Genomic DNA, 18,360 nt, shown 5'->3' on the forward strand with positions numbered 1-18,360 from the left:
GACGTGCCGACAAAGTAGTTCGATTTCCTGGCTTTCTTTTGTAGAGATATCTATCGGCGCAGCGCGCAGAAACTTTAATCACTCCGCATTTCCAAGCGACGTTTCCGCACAAAAAACCGTAAACCGGCGCTGGAAGTTCTATTGTGCAGGCTCTACATTGGAGGCCCTGCAACACGTCATTAACCGCACGTCCCGATTCGGAGAGAAAAATGCCTTACGTTAATATCAAAATCACCCGCGATGGCGCGACCGCCGAACAGAAGAAAGCGCTGATCGCTGGCGTGACACAATTACTGGTTGATACGCTGGGGAAAAATCCGGCGACCACCACGGTAATCATCGATGAAATCGACACGGATAACTGGGGCCTGGGCGGGCGTCCGGTGACGGAGTTACGTAACGAAAGCAAATAACGCGCTTTTCTATTTGTCTCCGGTGGAAGCCGCCCGGCTTCCCCTTTCACCCCACTTGCACGACTTTTTTCGATCTTCCTCGTAAAAAATAAAACCTCGTTTTAATTTCATTGACTGACCGCATTCTTATGAAGAGACTAGAGCGCAATAATGACGCTCACTTCTTCTCTTTCGTTTTAATGCTTCAGACATAGGCCAGGTAAAATGACTCGCAAAAACATTGCCGTTATCGGCGAATGCATGATCGAATTGTCACAAAAAGGCGACGCCTTAAACCGCGGTTTTGGTGGTGATACGCTGAACACGTCTGTTTATATTGCCCGTCAGGTTTCGCCCGACGCGCTGAACGTGCATTACGTCACCGCCCTCGGCACAGACAGTTTCAGCAATGAAATGGTGCAGGCGTGGCAGAAGGAAGGGGTTCATACCGATCTGACCCAGCGTCTGGATAACAAGCTGCCTGGCCTGTACGTGATTGAAACGGATGATACCGGCGAACGCACCTTCTATTACTGGCGCAACGATGCCGCCGCGCGTTACTGGCTGGATAGCCCGCACTCTGAAGAAATCTGCCAGAAGCTGGCACAATTTGATTATCTTTACCTGAGCGGCATCAGTCTGGCTATCCTGACCGATGAAAGCCGCGACCGTCTGATGACCCTGCTGAAAGCCTGCCGGTCACGTGGTGGCAAAGTGATTTTCGATAATAACTATCGCCCGCGCCTGTGGGCCAGCAAAGAGCAGACACAATCCGCGTATAACGCGATGCTTTCCTGTACCGATATCGCGTTTCTGACGCTCGACGATGAAGATATGCTGTGGGGTCAGAAGCCCTACGAGGAAGTGATTGCCCGCACGCACGCGCTTGGCGTGAGCGAAGTGGTCGTGAAACGCGGCGCAGACAGTTGCATTGTCTCCAGTGCTGAAGGCGAACTGCATGATGTGCCTGCGGTGAAACTGCCTAAAGAGAAAGTCGTCGATACCACTGCCGCCGGAGATTCTTTCAGCGCGGGTTATCTCGCGGTGAGGCTTACCGGCGGAAGCGCGGTAGAAGCAGCCGTGCGCGGGCACGAAACAGCGAGCACGGTGATCCAGCATCGCGGGGCGATCATCCCGGTGGAGTTTATGCCGAAACGTTGAAGATGATCCGAGCGGGTGAAGTTGTGACCTAAAAAGCTCTGGCCGCGTTCAAAAATCGCGCCGGAGGAAGAGGGGAAAAGCTTTTCCCCTCTGCTCGGTTTCGGCACAAAAAGAGATGTGATAACTGCTATTGAGAAACCGAAACTTTCTCGGTCACATTATAAGGGCCCCCCTTATTGCACCGCTGCCGCTGGTGCGGCTTCCCCCGCCGGGCTGACTTCAACCGGCGCCATAATCTTATCGTATATCGTTCTCAGCTCACCGGCATTGACCTCCGGTTCACCTTTGGGTTGCGCGACGACTAACGCCGGATCACGTGACAGTTGCTGTTTCAGCTCCTGATTTAACACCGGTAAGGTCAGCGTAGAAAGGAACTGCTGACGCAACTGCTGGTACTGCTCAGGAGCAATATCCACGACGCCGTTCTGCTGTGAGCGCAGACGCTGACTCATCAGCACGTCGGTGTCGGTGCGGGCGTAAGTGGCGAAAAGTTTGCCCAGCTGATCGTTTTTCTGGGCAATCAGAGCATCGAATTCTGCCTGTGAAATGCCTTTGTCACGCATCACCAGTAGCTCTTCGGAAAGACGTTTAAACAGCTCAGGCAGTTTGGCCTGCGATGCTTCAATGCGGATAGCACACTGAGCGCGCTGGAACTGAACGTTGCAGTCAAAACCTAATCCCGGTGCAGGCGTTGTGGCGTCTTTCTTACTTTCGAACGTGGTTTTTAGCACTTCCTGTAAATGCCAGAACAACGCTTCACGGGCTAAATCACTGCGCCAGTAAGCCGCCAGCGCCTGTGAGTCCTGAATCGGCTGCCACGCGCTATCCCACATTAATGACAAACGATCCTGCGTCAGATTTTCGTCCATCAGCGTCATGGATTTCGTCGTCAACTCAGAGAGCGTCGGCAAAGTTTGCGGCGTCTGACGGCTACCCTTCAGCGGCGAGAAGGTACGGTTAATTTGTTCATTCAGCGCACGGCCATCGACGTTGCCGACCACGAATAATGTCATCGCGTCAGGCGTATACCATTGGTGATAGAACTTGATCAGGGCATCAATATTGACTGGTTTGGTCGGTAACTGGTCAGGGTTATGTCCCACCAGCGTTGAGCCGGTAATACGCGCGCGCCAGAAGGCATCCTGGGTATTTTGTGGCAATGAACCCACCGGATCCTGTGACTCCTGACGGGCGGCGCTCACCAAAGCGGGCGTCACCGAGATTTTCCCGGCCGTGTTCGCCAGCCAGTTCAACGCGTCTTTCAGCAAATCCGGGCGGTTGTTCGGCAGGCTCAGATTATAGAGGGTGAAATCATACGAGCTGACTGCGGGCGGTAATGGCCGTTGCGGATTGATACCCTGCTGCCAAAGAGACTGGAGCTGGGCCGTGCTGAATCCTTCGCTGTGCATTAATGCCAGACGAGGCAGGAAATGGGCGTAACCAGACTGTTGGGCAGACTCTGCCAGCGAGCCGGTGCGAATCACCAGACGTAATTCAATGCGATCGCTCGGACGTTGTGGTGTGGTCAGAAGCTGCCAGGTGAACCCGTTATCTAATTTTCCCTGCTGCCAGGCCGGGTCGGGTTGTAATGTTTCTGCCTGCACATGACTCGCTGCTGCTGCCAGCAGCAATCCACCAATGAGTAAACGGATTTTGGTGCCCTGCATGTGAACCCCTACGTAATGACAATCTAATTTTCAGAGTGCTGTCCTGCCGGTGTCTTAAGACGCGCCCACAGGAACTGAATGCGTAAAATAAAGGCCGAAAAATTACGGCTCTTCGTTAGACCGCGGGTTTTTCGCAATGTCGCGCACCCGACGAAAATATTCTGGGAAATACCGCAGTGAGCGGTGTCTGAGAGGCATATTATGAAGATAATCCACCGGTTACATCAAGTAAACGGTGGATATTAGGGGGGATTGATGCCAATTAAATGCGTTTTTTGGAACCTTAAGCGGGTTTTATGCGCAGAACTCCCCCGCTATTTGGAAAGGTTTAAGCCCCGGAAGCTGACTTCTCCGCTTCCGTCAGACCTTTCTGGCCGTTCAACGTCGCTTTAAGCTGGCCTTCATCGAGCTGACCGCACCACTTCGCGACCACAATAGTTGCCACGCCGTTACCCACAAGATTGGTCAACGCACGAGCTTCTGACATGAAACGGTCGATGCCCAAAATCAGCGCCAGACCCGCTACCGGCAAATGCCCGACTGCCGACAATGTTGCAGCCAGTACAATGAATCCGCTGCCGGTCACGCCTGCCGCACCTTTTGAGGACAGCAGCAATACCACAATCAGGGTGATCTGATGCCAGATATCCATGTGGGTATTGGTGGCCTGCGCGATAAAGACCGCCGCCATTGTCAGGTAAATCGAGGTACCGTCGAGGTTGAAGGAATACCCCGTTGGGATCACCAGCCCGACCACCGACTTCTTACAGCCCAGACGCTCCATCTTATCCAGCATACGTGGCAGCGCCGACTCAGAAGAGGATGTGCCCAGTACGATCAGCAGTTCTTCTTTGATGTAGTTAACAAACTTGAAGATGCTGAAACCGGTGAAACGCGCGATAAGCCCGAGCACAACTACCACGAACAACACGCAGGTCAGGTAGAAGCACAGAATCAGCTGGCCGAGCTGCACCAGAGAACCCACGCCGTATTTGCCAATGGTGAAGGCCATCGCGCCGAATGCCCCCAGCGGTGCCAGACGCATGATCATATTAATTATGCCGAAAATGACCTGCGAGAAACTGTCGATTACGTTGAAAATCAGCTGGCCTTTGTGGCCAAGGCGATGCAGCGCAAAACCAAACAGTACGGCGAACAGTAAGACCTGCAGGATATTCCCGCTGGCGAAGGCACCGATTACGCTGGAAGGAATAACATCCAGCAGGAACGGAATGATGCCCTGGCTTTGTGCCTGTTCGGCGTAGATTGCGACCGCTTTAGCATCCAGCGCCGCCGGGTCAACGTTCATCCCGGCACCTGGCTGGACAATATTGACGATCACCAGCCCGATAATCAGTGCCAGCGTGCTGACAATTTCAAAATACAGCAGCGCGATGGCTCCCGTACGTCCGACCGCTTTCATGCTTTCCATGCCGGCGATACCGGTGACGACCGTACAGAAGATCACTGGCGCGATGATCATCTTGATTAATTTAACAAAACCGTCACCTAACGGTTTCATTTGCGCGCCGAGGTCAGGGTAGAAATGTCCCAGCAGGACACCCAGGGTTATTGCCAGAAGCACCTGGAAATACAGGCTTTTGAAGAGCGATATTTTCATGACTAGCCATCCTGATGTGAGAGTATCGCCCTCTGTTTTGTAGGGGTACGGATAATGGGCGACTGCCGAAAAGTAACACCATCACAACATCATGGAAATATTTTGTTTCCTCCCGAAAAGACGGGTCATGAAAAAACAGAACTGAAAGCATTCAGCCGACGAAGAGTAAGTAAAAAAAGTACGAAAAGTGGCGGACTGGAGGGGAATTCCTGCCCTAAGGCAGGTTATTCAGCGGGGCAAAACTTTTGTTCGAAGACGTCTTTTGACAGCGGCGCAGAAAATAAATAGCCCTGTCCTAAGAGAATGTTTTGATCAAGCAGCCACTGGCGTTGCGCTTCGGTTTCGACACCTTCGGCCACCAACTGGATGCTCATCGCTCGGGCGATGGACGCCACAATATTGACCATTACGTCGTCCTGCGGCAGAACGCCGACAAAACTGCGATCGATTTTGATGACATCAATCGGCAGCGAACGCAGGCGGTTCAGGTATTCCAGACCTGAATATCCGAGGCCAAAATCATCCAGTTCTATAGACACACCCACAGCGCGCAGTTCGCCCAACAGCAACAGCGCGCGATCTAAATCGTCAATGCGCGCAGTTTCAGTGATTTCCAGCACCAGCTGCCCCGGATTGATTTTATAGCGACTCAGCAGACTTCGAAGTTCCGGCAGGAAATTGCGTTGCTGCACCTGGACGCCGGACAGATTCACCGAAAGAGGTAAAGTGATGCCACGGCTCTGCCAGTCTGCGAGGAACCCGCAGCCCAGCTCAAGAATCTTGTAGCCCAGCATACTCATGACGCCGATTTCTTCCGCCAGCACGATGAAATCACTTTCCAGCCCGTAGCTGCCGTCGGCCATTTTCCGACGCAACAGTGCTTCAGCACCCACTACCGCGCCGGTGCGCATATTCACCTGCGGCTGGATAAACAGCGTGAAATCATTTTGTTCCATCGCGTGCAGAATGTCGTTTTCCTGCAACAGACGCTTTTGAATTTTTTCCGTTAATTCCGGTTCGAAGAACAGGATTTGATTTTTACCCTGCTGATAAGCCGAAACGCGCGCTGCGCGGGCATTGACCATCAACTGCTGCGCGGTCGCCGGGAATTCGCCGGTATGCTGCACTATCCCGATACTGCCGGTCGGATGCAGGGACATATTGCCGGCATCGCTTTCCTGCGGGGCATTAATGCGTTCCATGATGTGTCGCGCAAGGCGCATCGCCATGAACGGTCGGACAATATCCCCCGCCAGCAAAGCAAATTCGTTATAGCTCAGACGGGCCAGTAAGCAGTGCTCGGGTAGCACTTCAATGATAGAAGACACCAGCGGGCAATCGATATGGCCGTCATCGCGCAGGCTTTCAATACCGATCAGTAACAGATGAAAGCCTTTTTCCGGCTCGGTTGACTGTAAACGGTGTTGCAGCCGTGCCATAAACTGTTCTTCATTACTGACACAGTTTTGCGCGGGTGGCGGCGCGTCACTGATGTGTTGCTGTATTTTTTGTAGCTGTTGCTGATTGCGGTTGTAACTGCGCACCAGCATTCCGATTTCATCATCTTCATGCAGCAAAGGCATTGTCAGCTGATGAAAGGGCACGTCGCTTTCCGGCAGTGACTCCAGCTCGCGGGCGATGGTACGCAGCGGTTTGACGATGAGCCGGTTGATGACCCAGCTCAGTGAAATGGTCAGGATCAGTGCCAGCAGCAGGTAAGTGGTCAGCATGGTCGACAGCGCGCTGACAATAAACTGGTACATCCGGTAGGAGTCAGCCTGCAAAACAAGATAAGCCAGCGGTTTCGGATCTTTAGGGCTGGCCGCGGCGGAATATAGAGGAACAGAAATGGTCACCGGCAGATTAAACCCGTGCGAGATCCACGGTGGGACCGGGCGACCCGCCGGGAAGTTAGTGTGCAATGCGGCGATTTGATTTGGCATCACGACTTTCGCCCGGCTGAGGATCCCCACCGGTTGCAGTGTATTCAGGATGTTCTGGGTTTCCTTCAGATCAACATCCAGCACCGCCTGGGACAAAGGTTCCCTTACAGAATGTGCTATGTTTTCAAGTTGCTGGGCGTAATCATCCCTCCGTTGTTGCACAAAGTGAAACAACTGGATGACGATAAAAAAACAAATAGTTATCGCAGCCACGCTCGACACGGCTGCCATCTGTTTGATTGTTAACGAACGCCTGACCCGCAACATAGTTCTCCATCAACCGCCGACCTGTTTTGCTCCGTGTACCTTATCAGGAACAGTATTTGTGCGCAGTATACCTTATATCGTGTTATTTCGAGGTGAAACAGGGGCGTTTGGTTATAAAAAACAACGTCTTTGCCAGCCAACATTTATCACTGAAATGTTTTATGTGTTTTTACTGACGAAATTCTATACCAGGCATTAACCCGATGTTTTGTAATGTTTTTAAAGTTCTGAGTTTAATGCCTCTGATTGAATCAATGTGCTGCACATCACACTAAAACCCATCGTTTCAACTCACATAACAGAAAATTTCAGCTCAATAAGATAAAAAACCTTTTGTGACAGCGGGTTATAGGGGTATCGTTTTCTATGGTCCAATTCCTAATTTTTGTAAAAAGTGCTCTATGCTGTAAAAGAACTGATATATTGAGAATATTCTTATCCCCAAAAAAAACGTTAAAAAAATTAAACCTTTTACACTCTTTGTTAGCGGTTCTCGCTTGGCCGTATTGATGTCCAGATAATCTCCACAAAATATAATCCTACCGGGCGGGATATATGAATAAATATGACGACATTAAGCGTTTTATGGATAAGACCAACCTTAAAGAGCTTGATTATAAAGAGCTTAATGATAAATCCACCGGCGAATCTATTACCGGTTCAATGAATCAATGGACGTTAATAAAACAGGTCTCTGCCAGCCAGACACCCGGCGGTCCTTTAGACAGCGGGCGTTCCACGCAGCCCACGCCACAGTCCATTTCCGCCGATGAGTTCTCGCCGTCTTCGGCGCAAGAAGCACTTCACCACGCGCAGCATTCTCAATCCTTCATTGACGCCTCACATGCGCGCGATGAGCCCCGGTCTTCGGAAGTTTCTCCTCCGGCGGCGGGTTTTGGATTGCTCGATGCTCTGCGTGAAACACTGCCGCCCACGCCTGCCGATCCGACCCCCGCGCCAGCGCTCAAGCCGCAGTCCCTGCCGGTTCACTCGACGCCGTCATTACACGCCCAGTCTGTGGTGCCAGACAGCGGTTCGGGTTTACTCGATTCACTCAGAAAAGCCATGCCTGAAACCGTGCGTCAGTCACCTGTCGCCCCGCCCGCTGCCGCACAACCGGCTACGCCGGTCTCTACCGCACCGGTTCACCAGCCAGCACCGGTGTCCCGTTCAGCCCCAGTGCATACTCCGGCGCCCGTGGCGTCAGCGGATACAGAACAACGCTTTAAACAGATGTTTAAACAGCGGGTTCCGCAGCCTGCCAGCGCGTATCTGCATCGCGACACACCGCTTCAACCTTTGTTAGAGATGATTGCCTCATGCCGTTAGTTTGCGTTTGTTCACCGAAAGGTGGAGTAGGAAAAACCACGGTGGCCTCCAACCTGGCCTACTCGCTTGCCCGTAGCGGCAGCAAAGTATTGGTCATCGATTTTGATGTGCAAAACGCCCTGCGCCTTCATTTCGGTGTACCGATATCAGATACCCGCGGTTTTGTTGCCGGTTCAGGCAATGAATCCGACTGGAGCCAGTTCATTCTTAAAGCCGGTTCCAACACTTTTGTTCTGCCTTATGGCGAAGTGAGCGAAGATCAGCGACTGGAGTTTGAACATCAATTAGCCACCGATCCGCATTTTTTACAGCGCGGATTAAATACCGTTCTAAATTATCCGGGTTTAATTATTATCGCGGATTTTCCTCCCGGCCCGAGCCCGGCATTAAAAGCCGTGCAAAGCATTGCGGATTTGCACGTGGTGGTGATGCTGGCGGATACAGCATCATTATCTTTATTACCGTTAATGGAAAAGAACAAATTAATTGGTACTCCCCTGAATAATAAAAAAGGGGAATATTACGTAGTGAATCAAAGTGACACCCGCCGGACATTAAGCCGCGACGTCACCCAATTTTTCGAACAACGTTTGAATGAAAGATTATTAGGCACAATCCACAGGGATGAATGCGTGCCAGAGGCCAATGCCTCGCAGCGCTCTATTATTGATTTCAGTCCGGTATCCGCGTCCGCGTTTGATATTGAGCTGATCAGCAAAAAAGTCGCCGCCATTTTAGGGATTAAAGTCGGTGATGGTGAGTTACACGCCGCGCCTAAAACCGGCAGTTATTAACTGTCACTGATAACAGCGATCCCAAAGCGATGAATAAATTCTTGTTTTCCCTGCTTGTGCTCCTGCTGCTGCCGGTGGCAGCAGTTATCGTCATCACCCCAATGGACAGCCAGAAGCAGTACATTTTCGGGCTGATAAGTATTGGCCTTTTATTTTTACTGGGCATCAGCAAAAGCCGGCGGATAAGCGTGGTGATGGTCATCATGTCCATCATGATGTCGACGCGCTATATTTACTGGCGCGCGACGGAAACGCTGCATTTCAACTCCACCATTGAAGCCATTTTAGGGATCGGGTTATTCCTCGCCGAACTTTACGTCTGGCTTATTCTTTTACTCGGTTATTTGCAAACCACCTGGCCACTGAAACGCACCATTGAACCGTTGCCGGACGACACCACGTTGTGGCCCACTGTGGATGTGTATATTCCGTCTTATAACGAAAGTCTGGACGTGGTGCGCGATACCGTTCTGGCGGCGCAATGTATCGATTATCCGAAAGACAAAATCAAAATATACGTGCTCGATGACGGCAAGCGCGACGAATTTGCCGTGTTCTCCGCCGATGCGGGCGTGGGATATATCACCCGTGATAATAATGCCCACGCGAAAGCCGGTAACCTGAACCACGCGATGAAACTCACCAAAGGCGAGCTGATTTGCGTCTTCGACTGCGACCATGTCGCCACCCGCGCATTTTTACAGGCAACCGTCGGCAGTTTCCTGAAAGACCCGCGTCTGGCGCTGATCCAAACGCCGCACTATTTCTATTCACCCGACCCGTTTGAACGCAACCTTTCTGCTGGCCGCACCATGCCAAACGAAGGCGCGCTGTTCTACGGCCCGGTTCAGCAGGGTAACGATAACTGGAACGCAACGTTCTTCTGCGGTTCCTGTGCGGTGATCCGCCGCGTAGCGCTGGAAGAAGTCGGTGGTTTTGCGGTAGAAACCGTGACCGAAGACGCCCACTCGGCGCTGAAAATGCAGCGCCGTGGCTGGAACACTGCGTTTCTGGATATCCCGCTGGCGGCCGGTCTGGCGACCGAACGTCTCGGTCTGCATGTCATTCAGCGTACCCGTTGGGCGCGCGGCATGACGCAGATTTTCCGCGTCGATAATCCGTTATTTGGTCGTGGTCTGAAATGGCAGCAACGCCTGTGCTATCTCAACGCCATGCTGCACTTCCAGTTCGGCCTGCCCCGCGTGGTGTTCCTGACCGCACCGCTGGCCTTCCTGCTGTTCAACCTGAACATCATCTCTTCGTCCGCCAGCCTGATCTTTGCTTATGCGCTACCGCATCTGGTGATGTCGCTGTACATCAACTCCCGCATGAATGGCCGCTTCCGCTATACATTCTGGGGTGAAATCTACGAAACCGTGATGGCGTTCCACCTGATCCTGCCGACGATTGTCACCCTGCTCGCGCCAAAACGCGGCAAGTTTAACGTGACCGACAAAGGCGGCCTGCTGGACGTAGGCTTCTTTGATTTCAACATCGTCAAGCCGCACCTGATTGTCGCCATTCTGATGATTATCGGTATCGGCTATGGTCTGGTGCGCGCGGTCTTCCACAACTACTTTGCCATCGATCCGAGCGTGATCGCATTGAACGTGGCGTGGGGTAGCTTCAGTGTGCTGATCCTGCTGGCGGCGATTGCCGTGGCGAAAGAAACCCGTCAGGTGCGTAAAACCATCCGTATTGATGTGGCGATCCCGGCCATCATTCATTACGCCAATGGTATTTCCCTGCGCACCACCACCATCGATATGTCGATGGGCGGCGTGCAGCTGGTGACACCGGACGTGCGTTATCTGGAAGAAGAAATCGAAGAGGTGGAGATTCAGCTATCCTCGGGCGCGGAAAGTTTCCCGGTGACGCAAATCAGTGGCAATAAAGAGCGCATCCGTCTGCAATTTGAAAACCTGCCGTTGTCGAAACGCCGAGAACTGGTGCGCGTTGTCCTGTGCCGTGCGGATGCCTGGATCGGTGAAGAATACCCGCCGGACAATCCTTTCCGCTCGCTGCTCAGCATCATCCGCTGCGTATTTGAGTTGTTCTACAACACATGGAAAGAACGCCGCGGCAAAAATACCCCCGCTGAGACCACCAGCAAGAGTGAAGCAGTATGAATCGACCACGTAAACCGATGATCAAGCGCCATTTATCTGCTGTGCCGGGTGCGTCCCTGCTCAGAAAAATCTCCACCGGTTTGCTGCTGACCTTCAGCAGCCTGCCGTTTACGCATGCAGAAGAAGCCCCAGCTCCGGCGGCCGATCCGGCTACCAGTCTGCCTGCGGCACCGTCATGGCTGCCACCTACGCCAGCGATGCCGGAAGAAACCGCGCCTGAGAACCCGGCAGCGCCGGTCGCGCCTCAGCCGGTGCCGTCAGAATATATGCCTCAGGCGGATACCACGCCGGTCAATAACAGCGATTCGGCCAATGCAGCAATCCCGGCCGCGCCGGTGACCGATCCCGCAACCTTGCCCGCGCCAGTGATCCCACTGGTTCAGCCAGTCACCAGTAATATTACCGTTGCCGAAATGGGGCAGCCTAACGGCCTGACCCTCAGCGGCGGCCAGTTGCAATCGGGCATTCTTTTCACCCTGCCCGCCGATGAAGTGGTGACTAATGCCCATCTCTCGCTGGCGCTTAAAATTTCTCCAGCGCTGATCGCCCGCGATACCACCCTGGAACTGATGCTCAACGGTCAGCCGCTGGGCAATCTGCCGCTGAACCAGACCAGCAACGGCGGTGATGTCTACGAGCTGGATATCCCGTCAGCGATGGTGGTCTCGAGCAATAACCTGAGCTTTCGCGTGCATGACAGCAACACCATGACCTGCGAAAAAGACCAGTCGGACAAATATTGGGTCACCATTTTGCCGACCACCAGCATTGGTCTGGAAGGTCAGCAACTGAACATTGGTCGCAATCTGGGCAACTTCCCGCGTCCGTTCTTCGACAGTCTTCAAATGCAGGAGTCCAAAATCACCATGGGCTTCTCAGCGTCGATGAAACCGGGAGATGTCAGCGCAGCGGCGATGGTCTCTTCTTATCTCGGCATGTTGTCCGATTATCGCGACGTGGACTTCCCGGTTATTTTGAATGATTTGCCCGATCAGAACGGGATCCTGTTCGGCAAGCCGGGCGACAAAATCGGTTCCCTGACGCTGCCAGCCAGCAGCGGCGCTTCGATTCAAATCATTGATAACCCGATCAATCCGGTATTCAAGCTGCTGCTGGTGCTGGGCAACGATGACAATCAGTTGCGTCAGGCGGCTTACCGGCTGATAAGCGCCGGAATGCCGAATAACATCGATCATCTGGATGTTGTTCAGCAAACCATTCCGTCGAGCAAGCCGTATGATGCCCCGCGCTGGATTGACACGTCACGCCCGGTCACACTGGGTGAACTGGCGGGCAAAGATCCGGATTCGCTGATTTCCAACGGCATTTATCACGATGGCATTCAGGTGGCGTTCCGCGCTGCGCCGGACTTGTTCATGTGGGATGGCCACAATATTCCGGTGCGTATTGATTACCGCTTCCCGACTGAAAACTGGATTGATGAAGATAACTCGCGTCTGAATGTCTCCATCAACAGCAACTTCTTGCGCAGCCTGACGGTGAACAAAGTCGGTCTGGTGGAAAACATCTGGCGTCGCCTCGGCGGTGACAGCCGTCAGGAACGCTACACCATGCAGCTCGCGCCGTACCTGATTTACGGCGACAACCAGTTGCAGTTCTATTTCGACATCAAACCGAAAAAAGATGCGCCATGCAGCATTCTGACCAGCGATAACATCAAAAGCCGTATCGATCCGAAATCCTTCATCGACCTGAGCGGGAGCTACCATTTCGCGCAGTTGCCCAACCTGTCGTATTTCGTTGGCGCATCTTATCCGTACTCCAAGCTGGCCGATTTCTCCGACACGCTGATGCTGCTGCCGCCGGAACCGACGGCTGGTGAAATTCACACCTTGCTGAACCTCACTGCTCGCGCGGGTAAAGCCACCGGCGTGCCGGTGAGTCACGTGCAGATTGCCTTTGGTCTGAAGGGCGACGAGCAGGGAAATCCGCTGTTTGACCGCGATATTTTGGCCGTCACCACGCTGGACGATTCCTCCTTTAATCAGCAGTTGCTGGCTGATTCGCCGTTTGGTCTGAACGCGAATTCGATGGGCGTGAAAACGCCGACCGAAGTACAGCGCATCGTGGCGTGGCTGACCGGCGACTGGTATCGCCAGCCGGTGGATGCCGACCGCTATCTGTCTTCAACCGGCGCATGGCGCGGGTTTGTCAGCTACCGTTCGCGCTGGTCCAACGATCACGTAGTGGTAGTGGCCACCGGTACTGACGATCAACAGTTGCTGAAAATTCACAGCGATTTGAAATTGCCACAAATCAACGCCAACGTACGCGGCGATCTGGCGATCATTACCGATGAAAACGGCATCCGCAGCTTCTCCGTCGGCCAGCAATTCCCGACCGGACAAATGCCGTGGTACATGATGGTGCTCTGGTATGCCAGTACGCACATCGTGATCCTGTCGCTTATCGCTACGTTGGTGTCGCTGGTGGTGGGCCTGAGCCTGTTCGTCGTCCTGCGTCGCCATGCGGCTAAACGTCTGGGCCACAAATGAAAAGCCCTAAAACAAAAAGAACAACAATGAAGGTAGCCTCTACTCCCGGCTATAACCTGGCGATTACCGGAGCTGGAAAATGAAAAAACATAAACTGTCCCTGGCGGTGATCAGGGCTATTTATCTGGTAGGGATCGCCGGAGTCGTGAGTTTTAGCGCCTCAACGTTTGCCGCGGATACGACCAATCCGGCTATGAAGGCCCTGTTCGATCAGGCGGCTTACTGGCACGAACGCGCCCATGATGATCTGGCAAAAGATGCCTTGCAGAAAGTGCTGCTGGTCGAGCCGAACAATGCGCAGGCACTGTATCTGATGTCGTTGTATTCGTTGCAGAGCGGCGACAAAACCGCAGCCAACCAGTGGCGCGAAAAGCTGTCTGCCGCCTCGCCGGACGACCCACGCTTAGCATCGCTAAACAGCGCCAAAGCCATGCAGTCGATTCCCCCGGCGCAACTGGCCTCTGCCCGCCAGATGGCCGCGCAGGGTAACGTCAGCGGTTCGCTTTCGGCCTACCGCACTATTTTTAACGGCAACCAGCCGCTCGACAGTCTGGCGACCGAATATTACCTGACTATGGCTGGCGACAAATCGCTTCAGCCGCAGGCGATTGCGGGTTTGCAGCAGCGCGTGGCTTCCCGTCCGGATGATATGCAGGCGCGTCTGGCGCTGGGTAAAGTGCTGACCTATCAGGAATCTTCCCGCCGAGACGGCATCCAGTTGCTGAGCACGATGGCGGGCAGCAACAGCGACGCTGACCGCTCTCTGCGTCAGGCGCTGTTATGGATGGCGCCGCAGGAAAGCGATCGCGATTTGTATCAGGGCTATCAGGCGCGTCATCCAAATGACACGGGTGTGATGGCCTATTTCCAGAAGAATATCGGCGGCGCGGCGAAAGGTCAGGGCTTTACCGCGCTGAACAGCGGTGATGTCAACAACGCTAAAGCCAAGTTTGAAAGCGTGCTGGCGGGCGATCCGAACGACGCCGACGCGCTGGCCGGCCTGGGTTACATCGCGCAGCGCAGTGGTAATTTCGAAGCCGCCTCGCAATATCTGAGCAAAGCTGCCGCACAGGGCGGGCCAAACAGCGCACAGCTGAGCAATCAGGCGCAGGATTCTGCGTTCTACGCTCAATTGGCGAAAGCTAAAGACGCCGCCGGTTCCGGCAACTATGACGCCGCGCTGGCCGCGGTCACGCCGCTGACGCAGGTCGGCGGGGAGAAAGGTCAGTCCGCCGGATTGCTGCGCGCTGACATTCTGCGCCGCAAAGGCGATCTGCCCGGTGCCGAGCAGCAATACAGCGCGCTGGGTGATAACGCCGATGCCCGCGCCGGATTATTTTACGTACTGCGTCAGCAGAACAAAACGGCCGAAGCCGATCAGGTTTTAAAAACGCTGCCAGCCGGGATTCAGACCAAAATGAATCCGCCAAAAGTGGCCGACGTTATCGAGCCGTTGCGCCGTCAGGCCGCACAAGCCGTGGCGAACAACGATCCGCAGCGCGCGCTGAATTTACTTCAACAGGCACGGGAACGTCAGCCGTCCAACGTTTGGGTGAAGCTGGACATGGCGCGTATCCTGCAATCGCAGGGGCAAACTGCACAGGCGCAGTCGATCATGGCGCCGTCTGCCCGTCCGGGTGCCTCATCAGCCGATCTTTATGCCGCCGCATTATTTGCATCGGAAACCAAAAACTGGTCCACCGCCAGTGCCCTGCTTTCGCGCATTCCGCGCAGTAGTCAGAATCAGGGTATGCGTGAACTGGCGCAGCGCGCCAACTTCAACGCGCAAATGGCCGATGCTGAAAACTATCTGCAACAAGGCAACAGCGCAGCAGCCGCTAACACCTTACGCGCACTCGCACAGAATCCGCCAACCGCACCGGCTGACGTCGGTGCGCTGGCGAAAAATCTGGCCGCCACCGGGCAGGTTCCATTGGCGGTACAGCTGGTGCGCCAGAACATGCGCAACGGTGTGAAAGGTAACGCCGGAGATTACGCCGATCAGGTCACCGTGCTCAATCAGGCGGGGCTTGGCAACGAAGCGCAGGCGTTCCTGCAAAATCCGGAAATCCAGTCCGGCACGTCGCCAACGGCGCTGGCCAATCTGCGCAACGGTTTTGTGATCACACAGGCCGATCAGTTACGCGAACAGGGTCAGTACGCGGCGGCTTACGACAAGCTGGTCGTCGCCCTGCAGGCCGATCCGCAAAACCGGGATCTGATGCTGGCGATGGCACGGCTGTATCAATCCGGCAAACTCAATAAACAGGCCGGTCAGGTATACAACTACCTGATGACCAACGACACGCCGACGCAGGATGCCCGCGTCGGGGCGATCAATATTGCGCTGGGCGAGGGCGATACGCAGCGCGCACAGCAGCTGATGAACGGTCTGACCGGCCCGCGCACGCCGGACCGCCTGTTGTTGGCGGCCCGCGTTGCCGAGGCACAGGGCGATCATCAGCAGGCGATGGCGCTGTTGCGTTCAGCGAAGGGCAAGATGATCGGGCTGGAAGGCACAGATGGTTCGGCGCAGGTCGCCGGATTACAGCTGAGCGACAACCCGTTCATCAACCGTTCAACGCGCACCTCGGCGTCGCGCCCGACCACGCAATCCTCTTACGGCGCCGTGATGCCGTGGCAGGTATCTGATCAGGTATCCACGCCGGGGAATATCCCTGCGGCTACCGCAGAACCCACTGCCGTGACTCAGCGCAATGCGACAGAAAAACAGATCGACGACATGCTCGACGATTTGCAAGGCAAAACCGCGACCTGGGCGCAGGGCGAGATGTCGATTCGCGGGCGTGACGGCGAAAGCGGCCTCAGTCAGCTGACCGAAGCCAAAGCGCCGATGACCTTCGCCTTCGTGCCGTTTGATACCTCGCGCCTGAGCATCGGCGTGACGCCGGTTTCCCTCAGCGCAGGCAGCCCGTCCGGCACGTCCAACAGCCGCTTTGGGCAAGGCGCGCTGGCTCAGGCGCAGTCCGCACAGAAAGATGTGGCAGCGGCGGCGTCAGCGGCAGGCCTGAACATCGCCGATTACAGCACTTTCGCCAAACTGCAGGCGGCGGCTTCCACCAATTCCAGCGCAAACTGTAGTTCGACCAACGCGGCCTCGGCGCAGTGCGTGGCCTATAACACCATCACGGGTACCGATCCGACCACCTATTCCGCCCCGGATGCCGGTAATCAGAAAGCCACGGGTGTAGAAGTCAACGCCGCGCTGACCGGTGACAGTTACAAAGCCGATGTGGGCAGTACGCCGCTCGGGCAGGATTTGAGCTCGCTGGTCGGTGGCGTGCAGTGGGCACCGAAACTGACGGACTTCACCACGCTGACCATGACCGCAGAACGTCGCGCGATCACCGACAGTATTTTGTCCTACGTCGGTACCAAAGATAACTACAGCGGCAAAGAGTGGGGTCAGGTCACCAAAAACGGCGGCAGCGTTAACCTTTCTTACGATGACGGTGACGCGGGCTTTTACGCCGGTGCCGGTTACTACAGCTATCTCGGTAACAATGTGAAGAGTAACCAGTCGGTCAATGCCAACGCTGGGCTGTACGTTCGTCCGTACCGTTACGACGATCGCGAGCTGAAAACCGGGGTTAACGTCGGTTACATGAACTTCGACAAAAACCTCAGCTACTACAGCTACGGTCAGGGCGGTTACTTCAGTCCGCAGAACTACGTCAGCGTCTCCTTCCCGGTGGAATATACCCAGAAGTATGACGACTGGGATATGAAACTCTCGGCATCCGTCGGTTATCAGTCCTATTCTCAGGATAAGAGCGCCTACTTCCCGAATAATCCGGACTTGCAGAAACAGCTGGAAGATCTGGTGGCGGCGGGCTACGGCACCGAGGCTTACTATTCCGGTAAAACCGAAAATGGTATCGGCTGGAATGCTGGCGTCGGCGGCAATTATCATCTGAACAAGAACATGCAGATTGGCGGTCAGGTTGGCTACGATACTTTCGGCGATTACAACGAAAGTAAAGCGCAGGTCTACTTCCGCTATCTGATGGGCCAAAATTAATCCCGGTGGAATAAAACCATGCAAGAACAGAACTATACACAGGTCGCGCAGGAATATTACCGCCAGCGGCACTCTACTCCGGGCTGGCAAAGTCTGGTGCAGGTGCTATTTTCAGGTATTCTGGCCTCCGCCGAAGACGAAGATGGCCGCCGTTTTCTCACGCTGATGGGCAGTAATCTGGGGCGACAGCATCCTCTGCCGGTGTGCGCCACGCTGGGCGAACTGGAAGATAATATCAACCAAATTCTCAGCCGTTTCGACTGGGGCGTGGTGAAAATTGAAGCCACCCAGCAGCAGCTTGCACTGGTGCATATCGCCTGGCCGGTTTCGCCACAGGGCGAAGACGACCAACTGTGGCGCATCGCGCTGATTTCGCTGTTCGAAGGGCTGTACGCCGAATGGTTGCAGGCGCAAGGCGGGCAGCCTTACGTTCCCCTGCGCTGGCAGGAAAGTACACCGGAAGGCGCATTCGTCTTCCGCTATCAAAATGGTTTGTAAG

11 protein-coding genes are annotated in these 18,360 nt (G+C 54.5%); 8 read left to right on the forward strand and 3 right to left on the reverse strand.

Annotated elements, in window-relative coordinates; translation table 11 throughout:
* The first annotated feature begins 209 nt into the window (after nucleotides 1-209).
* Complete coding sequence (locus GE278_20725) at nucleotides 210-413, forward strand: tautomerase (protein QLK63027.1); 204 nt, start codon at nucleotides 210-212, stop codon at nucleotides 411-413.
* 204 nt (nucleotides 414-617) lie between these two features.
* Nucleotides 618-1,553 carry a sugar kinase gene (locus GE278_20730; protein QLK63028.1) on the forward strand — a complete coding sequence of 312 codons (936 nt, stop codon included), beginning with the start codon at nucleotides 618-620 and terminating at the stop codon, nucleotides 1,551-1,553.
* Nucleotides 1,554-1,726: 173 nt separating this feature from the next.
* Here the strand turns inward: GE278_20730 and GE278_20735 are convergent, their stop codons facing one another.
* The 3 genes from GE278_20735 to hmsP all read right to left on the reverse strand — a co-directional run bounded on the left by GE278_20735 (nucleotide 1,727) and on the right by hmsP (nucleotide 7,048).
* On the reverse strand, nucleotides 1,727-3,220 hold the full coding sequence (locus GE278_20735) for an insulinase family protein (GenBank protein ID QLK63029.1): 1,494 nt from the start codon (nucleotides 3,218-3,220) through the stop codon (nucleotides 1,727-1,729).
* A 328-nt stretch (nucleotides 3,221-3,548) separates the two neighbouring features.
* Complete coding sequence (gene dctA, locus GE278_20740; protein ID QLK63030.1) at nucleotides 3,549-4,841, reverse strand: C4-dicarboxylate transporter DctA; 1,293 nt, start codon at nucleotides 4,839-4,841, stop codon at nucleotides 3,549-3,551.
* A gap of 224 nt (nucleotides 4,842-5,065) precedes the next feature.
* Nucleotides 5,066-7,048 carry a biofilm formation regulator HmsP gene (gene hmsP / locus GE278_20745; GenBank protein QLK63366.1) on the reverse strand — a complete coding sequence of 661 codons (1,983 nt, stop codon included), beginning with the start codon at nucleotides 7,046-7,048 and terminating at the stop codon, nucleotides 5,066-5,068.
* A 558-nt stretch (nucleotides 7,049-7,606) separates the two neighbouring features.
* Between hmsP and bcsO the strand changes: the two genes are divergently transcribed.
* From bcsO to GE278_20775, 6 genes are all read left to right on the forward strand, one after another.
* On the forward strand, nucleotides 7,607-8,380 hold the full coding sequence (gene bcsO / locus GE278_20750) for a cellulose biosynthesis protein BcsO (GenBank protein ID QLK63031.1): 774 nt from the start codon (nucleotides 7,607-7,609) through the stop codon (nucleotides 8,378-8,380).
* Complete coding sequence (gene yhjQ, locus GE278_20755) at nucleotides 8,371-9,174, forward strand: cellulose synthase operon protein YhjQ (GenBank protein QLK63032.1); 804 nt, start codon at nucleotides 8,371-8,373, stop codon at nucleotides 9,172-9,174. The genes bcsO and yhjQ overlap by 10 nt, the downstream gene beginning before the upstream one ends.
* Nucleotides 9,175-9,203: 29 nt before the next feature.
* Nucleotides 9,204-11,303: a UDP-forming cellulose synthase catalytic subunit gene (gene bcsA, locus GE278_20760; protein QLK63033.1), complete on the forward strand. Its 2,100-nt coding sequence runs from the start codon at nucleotides 9,204-9,206 to the stop codon at nucleotides 11,301-11,303.
* Nucleotides 11,300-13,819: a cellulose biosynthesis cyclic di-GMP-binding regulatory protein BcsB gene (bcsB, locus tag GE278_20765; protein QLK63034.1), complete on the forward strand. Its 2,520-nt coding sequence runs from the start codon at nucleotides 11,300-11,302 to the stop codon at nucleotides 13,817-13,819. Before bcsA ends, bcsB begins: the two co-directional genes overlap by 4 nt.
* A 79-nt stretch (nucleotides 13,820-13,898) precedes the next feature.
* The gene (locus tag GE278_20770) at nucleotides 13,899-17,861 is read left to right on the forward strand and encodes a tetratricopeptide repeat protein (GenBank protein ID QLK63035.1); all 3,963 of its coding nucleotides are present in this window, start codon (nucleotides 13,899-13,901) and stop codon (nucleotides 17,859-17,861) included.
* Nucleotides 17,862-17,879: 18 nt separating this feature from the next.
* Nucleotides 17,880-18,359, forward strand: a complete 480-nt coding sequence (locus tag GE278_20775) for a cellulose synthase (protein QLK63036.1) — start codon at nucleotides 17,880-17,882, stop codon at nucleotides 18,357-18,359.
* Nucleotide 18,360: the final 1 nt, after the last annotated feature.

The organism is Enterobacteriaceae bacterium Kacie_13 (assembly GCA_013457415.1).
Classification (GTDB): Bacteria; Pseudomonadota; Gammaproteobacteria; order Enterobacterales; family Enterobacteriaceae; genus Rahnella.